This window comes from uncultured Flavobacterium sp., assembly GCF_951805225.1.
GTDB lineage: Bacteria > Bacteroidota > Bacteroidia > Flavobacteriales > Flavobacteriaceae > Flavobacterium.
In genome coordinates, this window is record NZ_OX638201.1 from 1,301,028 (window position 1) to 1,322,033 (window position 21,006).

A 21,006-nucleotide genomic window follows, 5' to 3' on the forward strand; every position below is an offset into this window, starting at 1 on the left:
TAAAGTTCCCTTAAAATACAAGTAAATTAATATCGTTATCAGGCAAATCAAACCATTCGCCAATTGCTTTGTTGGTAAGGATTCCGTGGTATAAATAAATTCCGTTTTTTAGGCCTTTATTACATCTGATTGCGCTCTCTAAACCACCATCTTCAGCTATCTGAAGTAAGTACGGTGTTAAGATGTTACTGATTGAAAGTGAGGCAGTTTTAGAATATCTTGATGGAATATTTGGTACACAATAATGCAAAACATTACTTTTTATAAAGGTTGGTTTTTCGTGAGTTGTAACTTCTGAACTTTCGAAACATCCTCCTGTATCTATACTAACGTCAACAATTACAGCACCTTTTTTCATATGTTCAACCATAGTTTCTGTCACTACAATCGGACAACGTTCTTTTCCGCGCATCGCACCAATAGCTACATCACAGCGTCTTAAGGCTTTCAATAATGCTTTTTGCTGAATGGTAGATGTAAATATTCTTTGGTTTAAATTGTTTTGCAAACGGCGTAATTTGGTAATCGAATTATCAAAAACTTTAACGTTTGCTCCAAGACCAATTGCGGTTTTAGCAGCAAATTCGCCAACAGTTCCGGCACCAAGAATTACGACTTCGGTAGGAGGGACGCCGGTAATGTTACCAAATAAAAGTCCTTTTCCAAATTCGTCCGTAATCATTAATTCGGCAGCAATAAGTATGGAAGCAGTTCCGGCAATTTCGCTTAATGATTTTACTGCGGGATATGAACCATCTTCGTCCTTAATATATTCAAACGCAAGCGCTGTTATTTTTTTCTGAGCTAAGGCTTCAAAGTATGCTTTTCTTTTTGTCTTTAACTGAATTGCTGAAATAATAATCGTTTCGGGATTAATCATTTCGATTTCAGCTAACGTTGGAGGCTCAACTTTAAGTAACATTGGACAGCCAAAAACTTTTTTAGTGTCTTTTGTTACTTCTGCACCAGCATCTGCATATTCTTTATCAGAATAGCTAGAGCTTTCTCCGGCACCAGATTCAATCATAACACGATGACCTTCGTAAGTCAAAGAGTTTACCGCGTCTGGAGTCAGGCAAATACGACGTTCCTGGTAACTTGTTTCTTTAGGAATTCCTATAAAAAGTTCACTTTTGAATCGGCCAATTTCAAGTTTTTCTTCTTGTGGCAACAATTGTTGTTTCGTAAATGGAGTTAAGGTAATTGACATGGGTTGTGCAAAATATTAAGAGTACAAATTACGTAAAAAGTTTTAAAATCAATGTAAAAATTGTGCTAATACTGTTTTAATAATTAGGGCATTATTTTTTCCATTTTAATGTCGGCTCTTTCGTAAATCCCATCTTCCAAAGGAATTTCTTCAAAACCAAATTTTCTATAGAGATGAATTGCGGGAAGTAATTTTCGGTTTGAATATAAAAGTACTTTTTTAATACCGTTTTCTTCGGCGAAAGCCAGACAATGAATTAATAGTTTATTCCCAATTCCAAGACCTTGCGCTTTGTCAGAAACTGCCATTTTACTCAATTCAAATGTTGTATCGTCAATCTTCATTAAAGAAGCCGTTCCAATAATTTCGTCATTATATTTAGCGTAGAAAATAAGTCCGCCTTTATCAATAATTTCTTCTTGCGGATTTGAAAGCACTATTTCATCTTTTTCTTCGACTCTAAAATACTTTTGAAGCCATTCTATGTTTAAGGTTTTGATGTGGTCTTTTAAATCTTGAGAAAAAGGAATTATTTCTACTATATTTTGGGTATTCATTCAGTCTAATTTTATTCGTAAATTACTTCTACTTCAAACAATTCTTCTGAACTTGCCTTATTGCCATTACTATTCAAATATAAAACTTTGAAGGAAGATTTTTTTCTTTTTGGATCCATCAAAAACATCACGGGGAATGTTATTGGATTTCTACTGCCAATATTCTTTCCAGCCATTGTAACTTTATTATCTTTTGATTTTAGCATTATTCCTGTCAAGCAATCTTGACATGGAGTGTCTGAATAATATTTTACTGTAATAGAATCGCCAATTTTGTAATCACTTGCTTTTAAAATAAGGGGTACTTTATTGGTGCTTTCATTATATTCTTTGATTTTTATTTTATTATAAAAAACATGCCAAACACTTATTGTATCTGAAGCCTTGCAAAAGCTAGAGATTAGAAAAAAGGCTATAAGAATATTTAATTTCTTCATGTTTTTAAATTAAATCTAAACTTCTTTTTCCATCTGCCAATAACTCAATATTAATTGTAGAAGTTTCTTGTGGAAGTAAATTCGCAATTTTTTCAGACCATTCGATAAAACACCAATTTCCCGAATATAAATAATCGTCAACACCCATATCGAGCGCTTCGGTTTCTTTGTTTAATCGGTAAAAATCAAAGTGATAAACGATTTGATTGTTCGAAGTAGAATATTCATTTACAAGTGAAAAAGTTGGGCTGCTTGTCGCGCTTTCGACTCCTAAACTTCTGCATAATTGCTTGATAAGAGTAGTTTTTCCAACGCCCATTTCTCCATTAAAAAGGATAATCTTTTTAGGATTTGAGGCTAAAATTTGTTCTGCTACTTCTTGAATTTGATCTAATGAAAAAACGATATTCATTTTTTTTAAAGTTACAAAGGCTCAAAGAGGCAAAGGTTCAGAGGTTTTTCCTCTTTGAGGCTTTGGTTTATATTATTCTTTTTATATTTTTTTTTGCCACGAATTTCGCTAATTAAAAAATCTTTTAAAAATAAATTCGTGCTAATTAGTGAAATTCGTGGCAACTTTTTTATTGAAAACTGCGACTGAAAACTTTTTTATTTCGGATTAAAAACCAAAAACGGAATAATCATTTCTTCTAACGAAATTCCTCCGTGTTGATACGTATTTCTGTAATAACTTACATAATGATTGTAGTTGTTTACGTAGGCCAAAAAGAAATCATTCTTAGCAAAAATAAACGAACTACTCATATTTATAGCCGGTAAACCAATATCTTTTGGCTCTTTTACAACATAAACATCTTTTTGCTCGTACGTTAAACTACGACCTGTTTTGTAACGCAAATTTAAGCTTGTATTTTTATCTCCAACAACTTTCGAAGGATTTTTTACATTAATTGTCCCGTGATCTGTGGTCAAAATCAGTTTGAATCCTAAAAGTTGTGCTTGCTGAATAATCTCTAAAAGCGGAGAATTCTTAAACCAGCTCAAAGTCAATGAACGATAAGCTTTATCGTCAGAAGCAAGTTCTTTTACGACTTCCATTTCAGTTTTGGCGTGCGATAACATGTCGACAAAATTGTAAACAACTGTAACTAAATCATTTCCTTTTAAGGCTTTGAAATTTTCTGCCAGTTTTTTTCCGCCAGCGTAATTTGTGATTTTAAAGTAATCTTCCTTAATATTTAATCCTAAACGCTTTAATTGTGCCGAAAGAAATTCGGCTTCGTAAAGGTTTTTCCCACCATCTTCGACATCATTTTTCCAATATTGAGGGAACTGTTTTTCCATTTCAATTGGCAATAATCCAGAGAATATCGCATTTCTGGCATATTGTGTTGCTGTTGGAAGAATGGAGAAATACGGAACTTCTTTTTCTAATTTATAATAGTTAGAAACCACTGTTTCAAAAGATTTCCATTGATCATAACGCAAATTATCAATAACAACAAACAAGATTGGTTTGTCTTTCTTTTTAAGTTCCGGAACTACTAATTCTTTAAATAAATTATGAGATTGAATTGGTTTATCGGCTTTTGGAGCAAACCAATCTTCGTAGTTTCTTTCGATATATTTTCCGAATTGTGAATTGGCTTCAACCTTTTGAGATTCAAGAATTTCGATCATTGCCTGATCGTTAATATTTTCAAGTTCAAGTTCCCAAAAGATCAGTTTTTTGTACAATTCAACCCAATCTTCAAATGAATTAACCATCGCTAATTCCATAGAGATTTTACGAAATTCTTTCTGATAATCTAAAGTAGTTTTCTCTGAAATCAATCTTGAATGATCCAGATTTTTCTTCAAACTCAACAAAATTTGATTCGGATTTACAGGTTTTATAAGGTAATCGGCGATTTTAGAACCAATCGCTTCTTCCATTATATATTCCTCTTCACTTTTGGTAATCATAATCATCGGGATTGCCGATTTCTTTTCTTTCATTTCCGAAAGCGTTTCCAAACCACTCATTCCTGGCATATTTTCATCTAAAAAAACAATGTCAAAATTGTCTTCTTCAAATAAAGAAATAGCGTCAAGGCCGTTATTACAAGTAGTTACAGCGTAGTTTTTTTTCTCCAGAAATAATATATGTGGTTTCAAAAGATCGATCTCATCATCGACCCAAAGTATTTTTATCTTATCCATAAACGATTTTATTTTTATTGCAATTTAGAAGTATAGAACTTAAAAAGTATTAAAAATAGTATAAATTTCAGAATAATGATTTATGATTTTTATGGAATATCTTTTTTTTATTTTGTTACTATATTGAGAATCAGGCTGAATAATTGTTCATTTTTAAGTGAAAAACACGAAGTTGATTATAGTTATTTACTTATATTTGTTGATCTAAAAATAACCAAATAGTGACTCAGATCAATAAGTTAAAAATATTCAATGATCCCATTTATGGATTTATTACCATCCCGAACGAACTTATTTACGACTTAATCCAACATCCGTATTTTCAGCGTTTACGCCGCATTTCGCAAATGGGATTATCGTATTTGGTTTATCCCGGTGCAAATCATACCCGTTTTCATCATGCGTTGGGATGTATGCATTTAATGCAGAAATCTGTAGAGACTCTTCGTTTTAAAGGAGTTGCGATTTCTTCCGAAGAAGAAAATGCTTTATTCATTGCTATTTTACTTCATGATATTGGTCATGGTCCGTTTTCGCATGCAATGGAAAAGAGTATTGTTGAAGATGTGAATCATGAGGCTATTTCGTTATTGTTTATGAATCAGCTTAATGAAGAATTTGATGGAAAATTGAGTTTGGCTATTCAGGTTTTTAAAGGTGAATATCACAGAAAATTCATGTTGCAATTGATTTCAAGTCAGTTAGATATGGATCGAATGGATTATTTGAAACGTGATAGTTTTTATACCGGAGTTGCAGAAGGAAATGTGAATTCTGAACGTTTGATTCAGATGATGAATGTTGAGAATGATGTATTGGTTATTGAAGAAAAAGGAATTTATTCAGTAGAAAAATTTCTGCTTTCACGAAGATTAATGTATTGGCAGGCTTATTTGCATAAAACAAGTTTGGTGGCCGAATTAATCTTAATGAAAGTTTTAAAAAGAGCTAAAGAATTGACTTTAAAAGGAGTTGCTTTGCCTTGCAGCGAGCCTCTCTTATATTTTATGCAAAACAAAGTTGCTTTGGAGGATTTTGATGCCGAAAAGCTTGATTTGTTTTCTCAATTAGATGATTTTGATATTATTAGCGCTCTGAAAGCGTGGCAGAAAAATAGCGATTTTATACTTTCGACTTTAAGTAAAATGATCATTAACAGAGATTTACTTAAGATAAAATTGAGTGCAGAAAAAATTCCGATGGAAGAATCACAATCTTTAAAAGAAGAATTTGCAGAAGCACATCATATTTCGGCTGTTGATGCCGGATATTTCATTTTTAGAGGTAAAATAAAAAATCAGGCTTATAGTAAAGAAGCTGAACCAATACGAATTTTGAAAAAAGATAAAACAATTGAGGATGTTGTAGAAGCGTCTGATCAGCTGAATTTGAAATCGTTATCTAAATTGGTGACAAAATATTACATCTGTTTCCCAAAACAACTTATCTAAAATTAACATTTAAAATCTATTTTTTATATTTTTGTCGCAATGAAATTTACAGCAGAACAAATAGCAGGAATTTTAGAAGGAGAAGTTGTTGGGAATCCCAATGCAGAAGTTTCTCGGCTATCTAAGATCGAAGAAGGCGAGGAAGGTTCACTTACTTTTTTGGCTAATCCTAAATATATCAACTACATATATACTACCAAAGCTTCGGTGACAATTGTTAATGATAGCTTTATACCTGAACAAGAAGTTACGACAACTTTAATAAAAGTAGAGGATGCTTATGCTTCCTTTTCGAAGCTTTTACACTTTTACAATCAAGTAAAATTGAATAAAAACGGTATCGAACCACAATCTTTCATGACTGAAGGAACTAAACACGGAGAGAATCTTTATTTGGGAAGCTTCAGTTATATAGGACAAAACGTGGTTTTAGGTGATAACGTAAAAATTTATCCAAATAGTTTTATTGGTGATAATGTTGTTATTGGCAATAATGTATATATTTTTGCAGGCGCTAAAATTTATTCTGAAACTATAATAGGAAACAATTGCACGATTCATTCAGGAACTATTATTGGTGCTGATGGTTTTGGTTTTGTGCCTAATGAAGAAGGAGTATATAGTAAAGTGCCTCAAATTGGTAATGTTATCATCGAAGATAATGTTGATATTGGAGCAAATACGACAATAGACAGAGCAACTCTAGGTTCTACAATTATTAGACAAGGGGTTAAATTAGACAATCAGATTCAGGTTGCTCACAATGTAGAAATTGGTAAAAATACTGTGATCGCAGCGCAATCTGGTGTTGCAGGTTCTACTAAAATTGGAGAAAACTGTATGATTGGCGGGCAAGTTGGTATCGCAGGTCACTTAACAATAGGTAATAATGTGAGATTGCAAGCTCAGTCAGGAGTTGCAAGAAACATCAAGGATGGTGAGATTTTGCAGGGGACGCCGTCACTTGGATATACTGATTTTAACAAATCGTACGTTCATTTTAAGAACTTACCTAAAATCGTAACCGAAATTGAAGAATTAAAAAAACAAATAATAAACCCAAAAAATGGAAATAATGGTTAAACAGAAGACCATCAAAAATGAAATTTCACTAACAGGCGTTGGATTACACACTGGAAAAGAAGTTACAATGACTTTTAAACCAGCTCCAATTAATAATGGTTTCACTTTTGTAAGAGTAGATTTGCAAGGTCAACCAGTCATTGAGGCTGATGCTAATTATGTTGTTAACACGCAAAGAGGTACTAATTTAGAAAAATTAGGTGTAAAAATTCAAACACCAGAACACGTTTTAGCTGCTTTAGTTGGATGTGATTTGGATAATGTTATCATTGAATTAAACGCTTCTGAGCTTCCAATAATGGATGGTTCTTCAAAATATTTTGTTGAAGCTATTGAAAATGCGGGAATCGAAGAACAAGATGCTAAACGTAATGTTTATGTGGTAAAAGAAGTTATTTCGTTTACTGATGAAACTACAGGAAGCGAGATTTTGGTTATGCCAAGTGATGATTATCAAGTAACTGCAATGGTTGATTTTGGTACTAAGGTTTTAGGTACTCAAAACGCAACTATGAAAAGTATAGCCGATTTTAAAGATGAAATCGCTAATTCTAGAACTTTTAGTTTCTTACATGAATTAGAATCTCTTCTTGAAAACGGATTAATTAAAGGTGGAGATTTAAACAACGCTATTGTATATGTAGATAAAGAAATATCTGATTCTACAATGGAAAATTTAAAGAAAGCTTTTGGAAAAGATAAGATTTCTGTTAAGCCAAACGGAGTTTTAGACAACCTTACTTTACATTATCCAAACGAAGCTGCAAGACATAAATTATTAGATGTTGTTGGAGATTTATCTTTAATTGGAGTTAGAATTCAAGGAAAAATTATTGCTAACAAACCTGGACACTATGTAAATACACAGTTTGCCAAAAAATTAGCAAAAATTATCAAAATAGAGCAAAGAAATCACGTTCCGGTTTACGATTTAAATCTTGAGCCGTTAATGGATATTCATAAAATTATGGCTGTATTGCCACACAGACCTCCATTTTTGTTAATTGACAGAATTATTGAAATGTCTGATAGCCATGTAGTTGGAATGAAAAATGTAACAATGAATGAGAATTTCTTCGTTGGGCATTTTCCTGAAGCTCCGGTTATGCCAGGGGTTTTAATTGTGGAAGCAATGGCACAAACAGGTGGAATTTTGGTTTTAAGCACAGTTCCGGATCCTGAAAATTATTTGACATATTTCATGAAAATTGATAATGTTAAATTCAAACACAAAGTATTACCTGGTGACACCTTGATTTTCAAGTGTGAATTGATTTCTCCTATCAGAAGAGGAATCTGTCATATGCAGGCAAATGCTTACGCAAACGGTAAATTAGTAACTGAGGCAGAATTAATGGCTCAAATTGCTAGAAAACAATAATCATTTAATCGATTTTATTGTTTACGTTTGTTGCCCAAATTAGATTATTTTAAATTTAAAATATAAAACATACAGATGAATCAACCATTAGCATATGTTCATCCCGGCGCCAAAATCGCTAAAAACGTTGTAATAGAGCCTTTTACAACAATTCACAATAATGTTGTTATTGGTGATGGTACTTGGATTGGTTCAAATGTGACCATCATGGAAGGTGCTCGTATTGGTAAAAATTGTAATATTTTTCCAGGAGCTGTAATTTCTGCGGTGCCACAAGATTTAAAATTTGGAGGAGAAGATTCTCTTGCCATTATTGGAGACAATTGTACGATTAGAGAATGTGTTACTATAAACAGAGGTACAGTTGCGTCTGGGCAAACTATTCTTGGTAACAATTGTTTAGTTATGGCATATGCACATATTGCGCACGATTGCGAGATTGGTAACAATGCCATTATCGTAAACGGAGTTGCTCTTGCAGGTCACGTAGTTGTTGGTAATCATGCCGTAATTGGTGGTTTGGCAGCAATTCATCAATTTATTCACATTGGTGATCACGCAATGATTTCTGGTGGATCTTTGGTTCGAAAAGACGTTCCTCCTTATACAAAAGCTGCAAAAGAGCCATTATCATACGTAGGAATCAATTCAGTAGGTTTAAGAAGAAGAGGTTTTAGTACTGAGAAAATCAGAGAGATACAAGAAATCTACAGAATTTTATACCAAAAGAACTATAATACAACACAAGCTTTAAGTATTATTGAAGCCGAAATGGAAGCAACTCCTGAGAGAGATGAAATTCTTGATTTTATCAGAAATTCATCACGAGGAATTATGAAAGGTTATTCAGGAAACTATTAGATAAAAGTTAAATCGTTTATTTGTTTGTCGTTAAATCGAAAACAGATAAACGATTTAACGATTCAACAAAATATTAAACAAAAAAGAACAAAATGGCATCTACATCAGATATTAGAAACGGATTGTGTATTAAATTCAATCATGATATTTATAAAATCGTTGAATTTCTTCACGTAAAACCTGGAAAAGGTCCAGCTTTCGTAAGAACAAAATTAAGAAGTTTAACTACAGGAAGAGTATTAGATAATACATTTTCTGCAGGTCATAAAATCGACGTTATTCGTGTAGAAACACATAATTATCAGTTTTTGTATGCTGAAGGAGATGAATTTCATTTCATGAACACAGAATCTTTTGAGCAAATTTCTTTGAATAAAAACATTCTAGATGCTCCGGGATTATTAAAAGAAGGAACAAGTGTAATGGTTCAGGTAAATACTGAAACTGATTTGCCTTTATCTGTAGATATGCCATCTTCTGTAGTTCTTGAAGTTACTTATGCTGAGCCTGGAGTAAAAGGAAATACAGCTACAAATGCTACAAAAAATGCAACAGTAGAAACTGGAGCATCAGTAAACGTTCCGTTGTTCATCAACGAAGGTGATAAAATTAAAATTGATACAGCTTCAGGTTCTTACATGGAGCGTGTAAAAGAGTAATTTTTAATTAGATAATTTGTCAATGAGTCAATTAGAAAATTAATGCTTACGCAGAAATTGAATAATTTTTATTTTCTAATTGACTCATTTTCTAATTGACACATTCTCTAATTGACAAATTTTCTAATTTAAATATATGAAATTTCCAAAGATTCATTCTTTACAAGAAATTGCAAATTTGCTTCAATGCGAATTTATTGGTGATGAAAACTTTCCGGTTTCAGGCATGAACGAGATTCATGTTGTTGAACCTGGAGATATAGTTTTTGTAGACCATCCAAAATACTACGATAAAGCTTTACAATCAGCTGCAACTATTGTTTTGATCAACAAAAGAGTAGATTGTCCGGAAGGTAAAGCACTTTTGATTTCTGATGATCCTTTCAGAGATTTTAATACTCTTACGAAACATTTTAGACCTTTTCAAGCTACGAATGTATCAATCGCTCTTTCTGCAACTATTGGAGAAGGAACTGTAATACAACCTAATTGTTTTGTTGGAAACAACGTTACAATCGGTAAAAACTGTTTGATACATCCTAACGTTACCATTTACGATCATACCGTAATTGGGGATAATGTGATGATTCATGCCGGCACTATTTTGGGTGCTGATGCATTTTATTATAAAAAACGTCCGGATGGTTTTGATCAGTTAATTTCTGGCGGAAGAGTTGTAATTGAAGATAATGTTGGTATTGGTGCGCTTTGTACGATTGACAAAGGTGTAACAGGCGATACGACAATTGGAGCAGGAACAAAATTGGATAATCAGGTGCATGTTGGACATGATACCGTGATTGGAAAAAAATGTTTAATAGCTTCACAAACTGGTATTGCAGGTTGCGTTGTTATTGAAGACGAAGTTACGATCTGGGGACAAGTAGGAACAACTAGCGGAATCACAATAGGAGCGAAGGCTGTTATTATGGGGCAAACAGGTGTTACTAAGTCAGTTGAAGGTGGGAAATCTTATTTTGGAACTCCTATCGAAGAATCAAGAGAGAAGCTAAAACAATTAGCCAACATCAAGAAAATTCCTGAAATTTTAAATAAATTGAAATAATATGTCTATTAAAGAATTTGTTCAAAAATTTTACAAGTCAGATGCCTTAATCGATAGCGAAATCATGAAAACATATTTACATCCCGATGTAAAGTTAGATTGGAACAGCACGAAAGGATTGATCGAGATGGATTATAATTCGATGTTAGATATGGCAAATGAGTTAAGTCGTGCTTATGTGCGTTCTAAAGTCAGAATTAGCCATATTATTGCCGAAGAAGACTTAGTTTCAATTCGTTATTCTCATTTTGTGAAAACGATTGAAAACCCAAGAGAAGAGATGTTATTGGCCCATTTTGCTACAATTTGGCAAATAAAAGACGATAAATTATATCGTGGTTATCAAATGAGTCAATTTTCTTAATTTTTTTGAAGACAAAAAGGTTAAAATACGTTACAAAACCTTACTTTTGCATCACAATTTTAAAAACTACATAAAATATATATCATGAGTGTTTTAGTTAATAAAGATTCCAAAATAATTGTTCAAGGATTTACAGGAAGCGAAGGAACTTTCCACGCTTCTCAAATGATTGAGTACGGTACTAATGTTGTTGGTGGTGTAACTCCTGGAAAAGGAGGAACTAGCCATTTAGATCGTCCGGTTTTTAACACAGTAAAAGACGCTGTTGACCAAGCTGGAGCTGATACATCTATTATTTTTGTACCGCCAGCTTTTGCTGCTGATGCAATTATGGAAGCTGCTGACGCTGGAATTAAAGTAATTATTGCTATTACAGAAGGAATTCCTGTAGCAGATATGATTAAAGCAAATAATTATGTTAAAGAAAGAAATTCTAGATTAATTGGACCAAACTGTCCAGGAGTTATTACTCCGGGTGAAGCTAAAGTTGGTATTATGCCAGGTTTCGTTTTCAAAAAAGGTACAGTTGGAATCGTTTCTAAATCAGGAACTTTAACTTACGAAGCTGCTGACCAAGTTGTAAAACAAGGTTTAGGAATCACTACAGCTATTGGTATTGGTGGAGATCCAATTATTGGAACTACAACTAAAGAAGCTGTTGAATTATTAATGAACGATCCAGAAACTGAAATCATCATTATGATTGGTGAAATTGGCGGTCAACTTGAAGCTGATGCTGCAAGATGGGTAAGAGCTGATGGTAACCGTAAACCAGTTGTTGGTTTTATCGCTGGAGAAACTGCTCCTGCTGGTAGAACAATGGGTCACGCAGGTGCTATTGTTGGTGGTTCTGATGATACTGCTGCTGCTAAAAAACAAATTATGAGAGACAACGGAATTCACGTTGTTGATTCACCAGCTGAAATTGGTAAAAAAGTAAAAGAAGTACTTGGATAATCTCCAATATTCAAAATAAAAATTCCAGAAAAAAGTCTCAATATTTTGTTGAGACTTTTTTCCATTTTTAAAATGCCGGAATATAAATTAAAAACTTAGCAACTTAGAACCTTAGTTTCTTAGAAGCTTAAAATGAGAAATATGTACAAAGAATTAGAAAAGTTTAAAGTAAGTAATAGTTTTACTTTTACCATTGAAGATAGTTTAGAACAAACTTGTAATGCTCCGGAATCTGGTGCAGGAGTTTTTGTAGTTTATGCTGTTGAAGGAGATGCAAAAGAATTAATCATGGTTGGTTCTACAGGAACAGTTCAAAACGATGGAACTTTAAAAAGTAAAAACGGTGGTTTATATGATAAAATCGTAAACGGGCACCAATTTGCAAAAACAGGAAGAAAATATTCTTGGCCAGCACAAATGAAGTTAGAAAACATTACTGCTCTTGAAGTAGTTTGGTACGAAACTTTTAATGCTGATGTAAAAGGAATTCCTACTACGGTTGAAGGACAAGTTTTGCAAAACTTCTTAGATGAAAATGCAAAATTACCAAGATGGAATGTAGCTTTCTAAAAGCAATTTCAAATAAAAAAACATCAAAAGCCTTACTATAACTTTAGTAAGGCTTTTTTTATTAAGTCATAGGTTTTGTTTTCCTGTTTTTATACATTTATAGTCCAAAAAACAAATCAAAACCTATGGTAAAAAACTACTTACTACTATTAGCATTATTTTCTTTTTCTTGTGTTACTGCACAAACTATTACTTTTTCTGATCCAAATTTCAAAAAGAAACTATTGTCATTGGATGGTTATAATAATATTGCAAAAGATAGCGACGGAAACAATATTAAAATTGATAAAAATAACAATAAACAAATAGAGGAAAGTGAAGCTTTATCAGTAAGCTCATTAAAAATAACCTGTAATGGATGTACTAATGCCGAATTAATTACAAATCTTGCTGAAATAAGTTATTTTACTAATCTAAAAGATCTGGATTGTTCTCATAATCTTTTAGTTAATCTTGATTTCACAAAACTGCAAAATCTCGAGACGTTAGTTTCATCTTATAACTACACGAAGAATTTACAAGTAAAAGGTTTAACAAAACTTAAAACTTTATCAGTAGGAATAAATATGTTAGAAAGCATTGATGTTTCCGGATTAACAAATCTGGAAAGTTTATATGTAAATGCTAATCTTTTAAAAACACTGAAATTAGAGCAACTTCATAATTTAAAAACCGTTAGTGGCTTTGGAAATCAGCTGACTTCTATTGATATCATTGATTCAAATAATTTAGTAAGTCTTGAAGTTACCCGAAATTTATTAACTGAATTAAATTTACCGCAATTAAACCTTCTTAAGGATTTAGATTGTAATGAGAATAAGATTACCAGTTTAGATTTGTCAAAAATTCCGAATATTATAAACCTAAATTGCTCTAGTAATAAAATAACGAGCTTGGATTTTAAGAATTTAAAAACCGAAAAAATAACTTGTAATTTAAATGAACTTACAAAGTTAGATTTAAAAGGATTAAAGACATTAAATTATTTGCAATGCGCATCAAATAAATTAACAAATTTAGATTTGGCAGATCAACCAAAATTGCAATTTTTAGATTGTAGTTATAATCTTTTTACGGAATTAAATTTTAATAACTGCTTGGGCTTAAATAATTTAGTATGCGCAAATAATAGCGAATTAATTGCAATTCTTATAAAAAATAAAGTTCTTTCTTATAATTTAAACTTTGATGCTAATCCTAAATTAAAGTATATCTGTACAACGGACGATTACATTGATCATTACAAAAAACTTTTAGCTGACAAAGCTTCATCTGTTGAAGTTAACTCGTATTGTACATTTGATCCGGGCGCTACTTTTTATACTATTCAGGGAAATCAAAAATACGATGCAGACAATAAAGGATGTGATGTATTAGATGGAGCATTTCCAAACTTAAATTTTAGTATTACAAATGGGGCGAAAAAAAGCAATATAATTTCGGACATTTCAGGAAATTACAATATTTATTTAGGAAGCGGAGATTATACCATAAATCCAATTCTTGAGAATTCTAAATATTTTACCGTTTCACCGGAATCTTTAAAAGTTACTTTTCCAAATGATGGAAAAACATTTACTCAGGATTTTTGTATTGTACCAAATGGCGTGCATCAGGATGTTGAGATAACAATTTTGCCAACAGTACCTGCGAGACCAGGATTTGATGCCGTTTATAAAATTGTTTACAAAAACAAAGCAACAAAAGCAGTTTCAGGTTCGGTTACACTTGATTTTAATGATGGAGTTTTAGATTATATTTCTTCTGTTCCAAATACTACAAGTCAAAATACAAACAAATTAGTTTGGGATTATGTTGATTTAAAGCCTTTTGAATCGAGAGAAATCGTGGTGACTTTAAATGTAAATTCTCCAATGGAAACTCCTCCTGTAAAAAACAATGATCGTTTGAGTTTTAATGCTTTAGTAACTCCTGTAACCGGTGATGAAAAACCAGTTGATAACTCATTTGCATTGCGACAAATAGTTGTTGGTTCTTTTGATCCTAATGATAAAACATGTTTGGAAGGTGATGTTATTACACCAGAATTAATTGGTGAATACGTTCATTATTTAATCCGATTTGAAAATACAGGAACTTATCCTGCCGAAAATATTGTTGTAAAAGACATCATTGATACTTCAAAATTTGATATTTCGACATTGGCAGTTATGGACGCAAGTCATTCTTACATAACTAAAATTTCGGATGGAAATAAGGTGGAATTTATCTTCGAGAAAATAAATCTTCCTTTTAATGATGCCAATAATGATGGTTATATAACTTTTAAAATCAAAACACTGCCAACATTATCAGTAGGAGATTCTTTTACAAATGAAGCCAATATCTATTTCGATTATAATTTCCCAATTTTAACCAATAAAGCAACTTCCACTTTTAAAACTTTAGGAACTCAGGATTTCGAATTTGCAAATTACTTTAGTATTTATCCAAATCCAGTAAAAGAAACTTTGAATATTACCGCCAAAAACAACATAGAACTAAAATCAATAGCTATATATGATATTTTAGGACAATTGGTTATTGCAGTTCCAAATGCTCAAGATGTATCCAAAGTTGATGTTTCGAATTTGCGAACTGGAAATTATATTTTAAAAGTAAAAACAGATAATGGAACTTCTGGCGTGAAGTTTATTAAATTATAAAATTATTTTAATGAAAAGAGAATACATCACGATAGTAATGTTATTTATTATTACGGTTCTTAAAGCGCAGGTTATCAATATTCCTGATGCTACATTTAAGGCAAGATTATTAAAATCAAGTTACACCAGCGAAATTGCAAAAGGAATTGACGGGAGTAAAATTAAGATTGATCTAAATAATAACGGAGAAATTGACTTGGACGAAGCGTTAAATGTTTATGAATTAAATTTAAGTCAGCCTTTTTTTGATGATAACTATATTACAGATTTAAAGGGTGTTACCAGCTTTACGAATCTTCAAAACTTAAATTTTCATGGTAATAAAATAGTGAATTTTGATTTGACAGGATTAACAAAATTAACAGATATTACTTGTAGTACTAATCTATTAACGAATCTGGATTTAAGCTACTTAACAGGATTGAAAACCATAGATTGCAGTTATAATCAAATTGAGAATATTGTACTAAAGGGATTTAAAAATTTAACTGTACTGGAGTGCGCTTTTAATAAATTAAAAAATGTAGATACTTCCTTATTAGCTAAATTAGAATTTTTAGATTTTCACTCAAATTTGCTTACTTCGCTAGATGTATCAAATAATGTTAAAATAACCTATTTTTCATGCAGCGCCAACCAACTTTCAAGTCTTGATGTAACTAATTTAAAAAAATTGGAGCGTTTTGTTTTTCAGGAAAATAAATTAACTGAATTAGATTTATCGGCACAAGAAAATTTGATAGAGATTCAAGGTAGCAATAATCAATTAACATCAATTGACCTTAGCAATGTAAAATCTCCCATATTTATTGAATTTAGAAAAAATAACTTTAAATCTATTTATATGAAAAATGGATTTGTAGAAAATTCCAGAATGATATTAGATGACAATCCTAATTTAAGTTATATATGTTGTGATGAGAATGAAATTGAAAATATAAAGGTTCAATTAGGCTATTTAGGATATTCTAATTGTTCAGTAAGTTCATATTGTTCTTTTAATCCTGGCGGAATTTATTATACGATAGAAGGAAATCAAAAGTTTGATGCTAATAATGATGGTTGTGATGCATTAGATTCTAAATTTTCTAATCTGAATTTTAGTATAAGTAACGGAACAATCAAAGGAAATATAATTTCGGACGCTTCAGGAAACTTTAGGATTCCAGTTAAAGAAGGCACCCACACCATAACACCAATTTTGGAAAGCTCAGATTATTTTGCAGTTTCTCCTGAGTCAGCAACCGTAACATTTCCTTCGGCTACAAGTCCGTTTACTCAAAATTTTTGTGTTACTCCAAAGGGAGAACATCAGGATGTAGAAATTACTATTTTGTCGACACTTCCGGCTAGACCTGGATTTGATGCCGGTTATAAAATTATTTATAAAAATAAGGCAAATAAAACGGTTTCAGGTTCGGTTACACTAGATTTTAATGACGTAGTTTTGGATTTTGTCTCTTCAAATCCTGTTGTTTCAAGCCAAAATACAAATAAGTTAATTTGGGATTATAGTGACTTAAAAGCATTAGAAACACGTGAAATTAATGTTACTCTAAATGTTAATTCTCCAATGGAAACTCCAGCGGTAAATATCAATGATCGTTTGAGTTTTAATGCATTAATAACTCCTGTAACCGGTGATGAAAAACCAGTTGATAATTCTTTTGCTTTACGCCAAATAGTTGTTGGTTCATATGATCCAAATGATAAAACTTGTCTGGAAGGTGATGTTATTACACCACAATTAATTGGTGAATATGTGCATTATCTAATTCGTTTTGAAAATACAGGAACTTATCCTGCAGAAAATATAGTGGTTAAAGATTTGATTGATTTATCAAAGTTTGACATTAACACATTGGTTCCTATAAAAGCAAGTCATCCTTATGTGACTAAAATTTCTGAAGGAAACAAAGTAGAATTTATCTTCGAAAAAATTAATCTTCCTTTTAATGATGCAGATAATGATGGCTATATTTCTTTTAAAATTAAAACTTTGCCAACATTGTCAGTAGGAGATTCTTTTACAAATGAAGCCAACATTTATTTTGATTATAATTTTCCAATTTTGACTAATAAAGCAACTTCGACTTTTAAAACTTTAGGAACACAGGATTTTGAATTTTCAAATTACTTTAATATTTACCCTAATCCTGCAAAAGAAATATTGAATATTACCACCAAAAATAGCATAGAACTAAAATCAATTGATATATATGATGTTTTAGGACAATTGGTTATTGCAGTTCCTAACGCTGAAAATGTCTCTAAAGTTGATGTTTCAAATTTGCGAACAGGAAATTATATTTTAAAAGTAAAAACTGATAACGGAACTTCAAGCGCGAAGTTTATTAAAAAATAATCTCTAATCAATATCATAAAAAAAAGGTCTGAAGTATTAATTTTAGACCTTTTTTTATTAATTACAAATCTATCTTTTTAATGAAAAATGAGATTTGAATTCTTTCTTGATGTTGTTTTCTGTAAAAATGACTTTAAACCAATAATCAGAAGAAGGCATTGGTTGTCCGTTAAAATTTCCATCCCAACCCAAAGCTCTTGAATTCATCTGTTTTAATAATTTTCCATATCGATCAAATATGAAAATAGTATCATTTTGAAGATCTTCAAAACCTATAATATTCCAGGTATCATTAAAAGTATCACCGTTTGGCGTAAAGAATTTAGGATATCCCAAGACTATAACTTCTCTGGTTAATTTAATGCAACCGTTAATTTCCTGAGCATTTATAATATGTGTTCCGGGAGCAACATCTTTAAATTGATTTGATGTTTGAAAATTTTGATTGTCTAATTGATATTCAAATAATCCATTTGTGTTTTTGATATCTACAATTATTGTAGAATTTTCAGAAAAGGATTCCGATTGTGTAATGCTTATTTCTCCGGAATCACTTTTGGTATTTGTAACTTCAGCATTAACAATATCCGAAATACAACCAGTAGTTTTATTTGTTGCTATTACAGCATATTGCCCGGATTCGAGCGCTTCCAGAATGTTATCAAACTGATTTTCAATTTTATTTCCGTCTAGAAACCATTCAAAACTGTATAAATTATTATTAAGTTGCGTATCTAAAATATAAGATTGAAGCAGTTTATTGGTTCCAATCTCAATACATATTTTGCCATCCTGAATTTTTGGTTTTGGCTTAGGATTAATTTCTATTGTTAATTTTGTAGAATTAGCACATTGTCCTGAATTTGGAGTAAAAGTGTATTGAGTTGTTGTTAGATTATTAATTGTTGGCGACCAAGTTCCTGTTATTCCGTTGTTTGATAATACAGGAAGTTCTTCTATCGTTTCGCCTTCGCAAACGGGATTAACAGAAGTAAAAACGGGTAATATTTTTTGATTAACGACAATTGTCAACTGTGTTGGTTTAGCGCATTGTCCAGGATTTGGAGTAAAAGTATATTCAGTTGTAATTGAATTATTTATAGCTGGAGACCATGTTCCTGTTATCCCATTATCTGATTTTAAAGAAAGTTGAGATATATTTTCTCCTTCACAAACAGGATTAATAGGAGTAAAGACAGGAGTAGTTTTTTGATTTACAGCAATCGTTAATTGAGTTGCAATTGCACATTCTCCTGAATTTGGAGTAAAAGTATATTCAGTCGTTGTTAGATTATTTAATGCGGGCGACCAAGTTCCTGTTATTCCGTTATTTGATACTAAAGGAAGCGGATTTATAATATCGCCTTCGCAAACAGAATCAATAGGAGCAAATACAGGAGTAGTTTTTTGATTGACCGTAATTGTCATTTGAGCGGTATTAGCACATTGTCCGGAATCAGGAGTAAATGTGTATGTAGTTGTTGCCGAGTTGTTTATTGCTGGCGACCATGTTCCAGATATTCCATTAATTGATTTTATAGGAAGCGCACCAAGAGTTTCTCCTGTACAAATTGGTGCAATTGCAGAAAATGTTGGGTTTGTTTTTGCATTTACAACTATTGATCCGTTAATATTTGCATTTGTGCCGCAACCGCCTGAGGTAGAAATAGTATAGTTAAATGTTCCTGTTGTAGTTGCAATTCCTTTAATAGTAAATTTATCGCCATTGAGAACGGTAGTAATTCCGGAAGGTAAACCACCTGAAGTTATTGCCGCATTTGTAGCGCCTCCAGCAATTGTTAAAACGATGTCTGAAATAGCTGTGTTTTCGCAAATCTGTTGAGAAGTCTGACCTTGATTTAGTGTCAATGTAGGTACATCGGCACAAGTATCAAGTATACATGATATAGAATTTGGACCAAAACATTCTGCAGGCAATGCTCCTGTAGGCGTTACTGTTATTACAACATTTTCGCCATGTGGCACATTATTAACTGTATATGAAAATGTTTTCCCAACAAATCCAACATCTACAAGGGCATTAGTTCCTATTTTGTAAGCAACGGAAAACTCTGTAAGTCCTAAAGCCAACCAATCAAAAGTGATAGAATTAGCAGTCTTTTTTCCACAATAAAGATAAGGTTGTGCAACAGTACCAAATTCTAGCTTAATATCATCAGAAACCGGACATCCTGTTCCAATAGGAGTTGCTTTTACCGCATACGTTCCGGATTGATCAACGGTTATTTCAGGGCCAGTTTGAAGCGGAATAACCACTCCGTTAAAAGTCCATTCATGTATTACCGAAGGATCTAATCCTGTTTTTAAAGTGTAATTTTTAGTTGCGCATATTTTTTGATCTTCTCCTAAATTAATACCTGAAGCGCTAAAACTCGCACCTTCAATAAATACCGCCGAATCATAATTGTTGTCAGATACATTGGCAATTGCAAGTTTTATATGATATGTTTTTCCACATTCGACATCAGAACTGGCTTGTATACTTTTTGTAAATCCGTCATATTGTATTGTAGCTCCATTTTCGTTATTTACATAATATTGGCAATATTCACATGGTCCAGCATTAGAAACGCCATTGTTCAGATTATTAATCGAAACAGGCACAGAAGTATTTGGAATTAAGGCAATGTTTTTGGCATTTCCGGTATAAGGACCAGTTATTCCCGGACCACTTATAAAGAAACCAAAATTGTCATTATATAAATCATTTACAAATTCGGGATATTCATCAGAAGCAAAAACAAAATTAAAAGTCAGTTTATTTCCAACGGGAACAAAATCAAATTCAAGAACTGCTACGTTTCTGATTGGCTGATTATTGGTTAAAATAGATAAATCGGCATCACCTTCAAAAGGATTTGAAGTTGGAAGTGTGGCTAATGAACGATCATTTGGTCCTTTGGCAATAATCGCATTTCCGGTACTTAATATTAAGCCTTTTTTTATGCCAATATTTGTTGTTGAACCGTTATCAAACACAGCAATTTGGTCGCTTATAGTAGTTGCAGCAGATCCGTTAAATTTTATGTTTGAAATATTGACACCTTGTCCAAGTAATACATTTTGTGCCAGTTGCTGCGGAGTGAATGTGGTATTGTCAATCGTTAATTGCGCTTTTGCAATGTTTGACGCTAGAAATATTAAAAAGACAAAAAGTATTTTTTTCATTTATAATTTTAAAGAAATGCAGTTTCA

General features: G+C 32.0%; 17 protein-coding genes. 11 read left to right on the forward strand and 6 right to left on the reverse strand.

The window, feature by feature from the left end; all coding sequences use genetic code 11:
* Positions 1–10: 10 nt before the first annotated feature.
* From WN975_RS05540 to WN975_RS05560, 5 genes are all read right to left on the reverse strand, one after another.
* Positions 11–1,210, reverse strand: coding sequence for an alanine dehydrogenase (locus WN975_RS05540; protein ID WP_337965620.1), 1,200 nt, complete (start codon positions 1,208–1,210; stop codon positions 11–13).
* A gap of 83 nt (positions 1,211–1,293) precedes the next feature.
* A complete protein-coding gene (locus WN975_RS05545; RefSeq protein ID WP_337965621.1) occupies positions 1,294–1,767 on the reverse strand; it encodes a GNAT family N-acetyltransferase in 474 nt (157 codons plus the stop codon).
* An 11-nt stretch (positions 1,768–1,778) separates the two neighbouring features.
* On the reverse strand, positions 1,779–2,204 hold the full coding sequence (locus WN975_RS05550) for a hypothetical protein (protein WP_337965622.1): 426 nt from the start codon (positions 2,202–2,204) through the stop codon (positions 1,779–1,781).
* Positions 2,205–2,208: 4 nt separating this feature from the next.
* Positions 2,209–2,616, reverse strand: a complete 408-nt coding sequence (gene tsaE / locus WN975_RS05555) for a tRNA (adenosine(37)-N6)-threonylcarbamoyltransferase complex ATPase subunit type 1 TsaE (protein ID WP_337965623.1) — start codon at positions 2,614–2,616, stop codon at positions 2,209–2,211.
* Between the two features lie 197 nt (positions 2,617–2,813).
* Positions 2,814–4,367: a bifunctional response regulator/alkaline phosphatase family protein gene (locus tag WN975_RS05560; protein ID WP_337965624.1), complete on the reverse strand. Its 1,554-nt coding sequence runs from the start codon at positions 4,365–4,367 to the stop codon at positions 2,814–2,816.
* A 221-nt stretch (positions 4,368–4,588) separates the two neighbouring features.
* On the opposite strand from WN975_RS05560, the gene WN975_RS05565 reads away from it, so the two are divergent.
* From WN975_RS05565 to WN975_RS05615, 11 genes are all read left to right on the forward strand, one after another.
* Positions 4,589–5,818, forward strand: a complete 1,230-nt coding sequence (locus WN975_RS05565; RefSeq protein WP_337965625.1) for an HD domain-containing protein — start codon at positions 4,589–4,591, stop codon at positions 5,816–5,818.
* A gap of 39 nt (positions 5,819–5,857) precedes the next feature.
* Positions 5,858–6,901, forward strand: coding sequence for a UDP-3-O-(3-hydroxymyristoyl)glucosamine N-acyltransferase (gene lpxD, locus WN975_RS05570; RefSeq protein ID WP_099712373.1), 1,044 nt, complete (start codon positions 5,858–5,860; stop codon positions 6,899–6,901).
* Complete coding sequence (locus tag WN975_RS05575; RefSeq protein ID WP_121331434.1) at positions 6,894–8,282, forward strand: bifunctional UDP-3-O-[3-hydroxymyristoyl] N-acetylglucosamine deacetylase/3-hydroxyacyl-ACP dehydratase; 1,389 nt, start codon at positions 6,894–6,896, stop codon at positions 8,280–8,282. The genes lpxD and WN975_RS05575 overlap by 8 nt, the downstream gene beginning before the upstream one ends.
* A gap of 75 nt (positions 8,283–8,357) precedes the next feature.
* On the forward strand, positions 8,358–9,143 hold the full coding sequence (lpxA, locus tag WN975_RS05580) for an acyl-ACP--UDP-N-acetylglucosamine O-acyltransferase (protein WP_029270176.1): 786 nt from the start codon (positions 8,358–8,360) through the stop codon (positions 9,141–9,143).
* Positions 9,144–9,235: 92 nt separating this feature from the next.
* Positions 9,236–9,802, forward strand: a complete 567-nt coding sequence (gene efp / locus WN975_RS05585; protein ID WP_337965626.1) for an elongation factor P — start codon at positions 9,236–9,238, stop codon at positions 9,800–9,802.
* A 136-nt stretch (positions 9,803–9,938) separates the two neighbouring features.
* The gene (locus WN975_RS05590; protein WP_337965627.1) at positions 9,939–10,868 is read left to right on the forward strand and encodes a UDP-3-O-(3-hydroxymyristoyl)glucosamine N-acyltransferase; all 930 of its coding nucleotides are present in this window, start codon (positions 9,939–9,941) and stop codon (positions 10,866–10,868) included.
* 1 nt (position 10,869) lies between these two features.
* Complete coding sequence (locus WN975_RS05595; protein WP_099712376.1) at positions 10,870–11,232, forward strand: nuclear transport factor 2 family protein; 363 nt, start codon at positions 10,870–10,872, stop codon at positions 11,230–11,232.
* Between the two features lie 84 nt (positions 11,233–11,316).
* Positions 11,317–12,189 (forward strand): succinate--CoA ligase subunit alpha, encoded by an 873-nt coding sequence (sucD, locus tag WN975_RS05600; protein WP_089351425.1) that lies wholly within the window; start codon positions 11,317–11,319, stop codon positions 12,187–12,189.
* 141 nt (positions 12,190–12,330) lie between these two features.
* Positions 12,331–12,759: a hypothetical protein gene (locus WN975_RS05605; RefSeq protein WP_337965628.1), complete on the forward strand. Its 429-nt coding sequence runs from the start codon at positions 12,331–12,333 to the stop codon at positions 12,757–12,759.
* Positions 12,760–12,884: 125 nt separating this feature from the next.
* A complete protein-coding gene (locus tag WN975_RS05610) occupies positions 12,885–15,425 on the forward strand; it encodes a T9SS type A sorting domain-containing protein (protein ID WP_337965629.1) in 2,541 nt (846 codons plus the stop codon).
* Between the two features lie 10 nt (positions 15,426–15,435).
* Positions 15,436–17,790 carry a T9SS type A sorting domain-containing protein gene (locus WN975_RS05615; RefSeq protein WP_337965630.1) on the forward strand — a complete coding sequence of 785 codons (2,355 nt, stop codon included), beginning with the start codon at positions 15,436–15,438 and terminating at the stop codon, positions 17,788–17,790.
* A gap of 69 nt (positions 17,791–17,859) precedes the next feature.
* Here WN975_RS05615 and WN975_RS05620 read toward each other — a convergent pair whose 3' ends face one another.
* Positions 17,860–20,979 (reverse strand): choice-of-anchor L domain-containing protein, encoded by a 3,120-nt coding sequence (locus tag WN975_RS05620; RefSeq protein ID WP_337965631.1) that lies wholly within the window; start codon positions 20,977–20,979, stop codon positions 17,860–17,862.
* Positions 20,980–21,006: the final 27 nt, after the last annotated feature.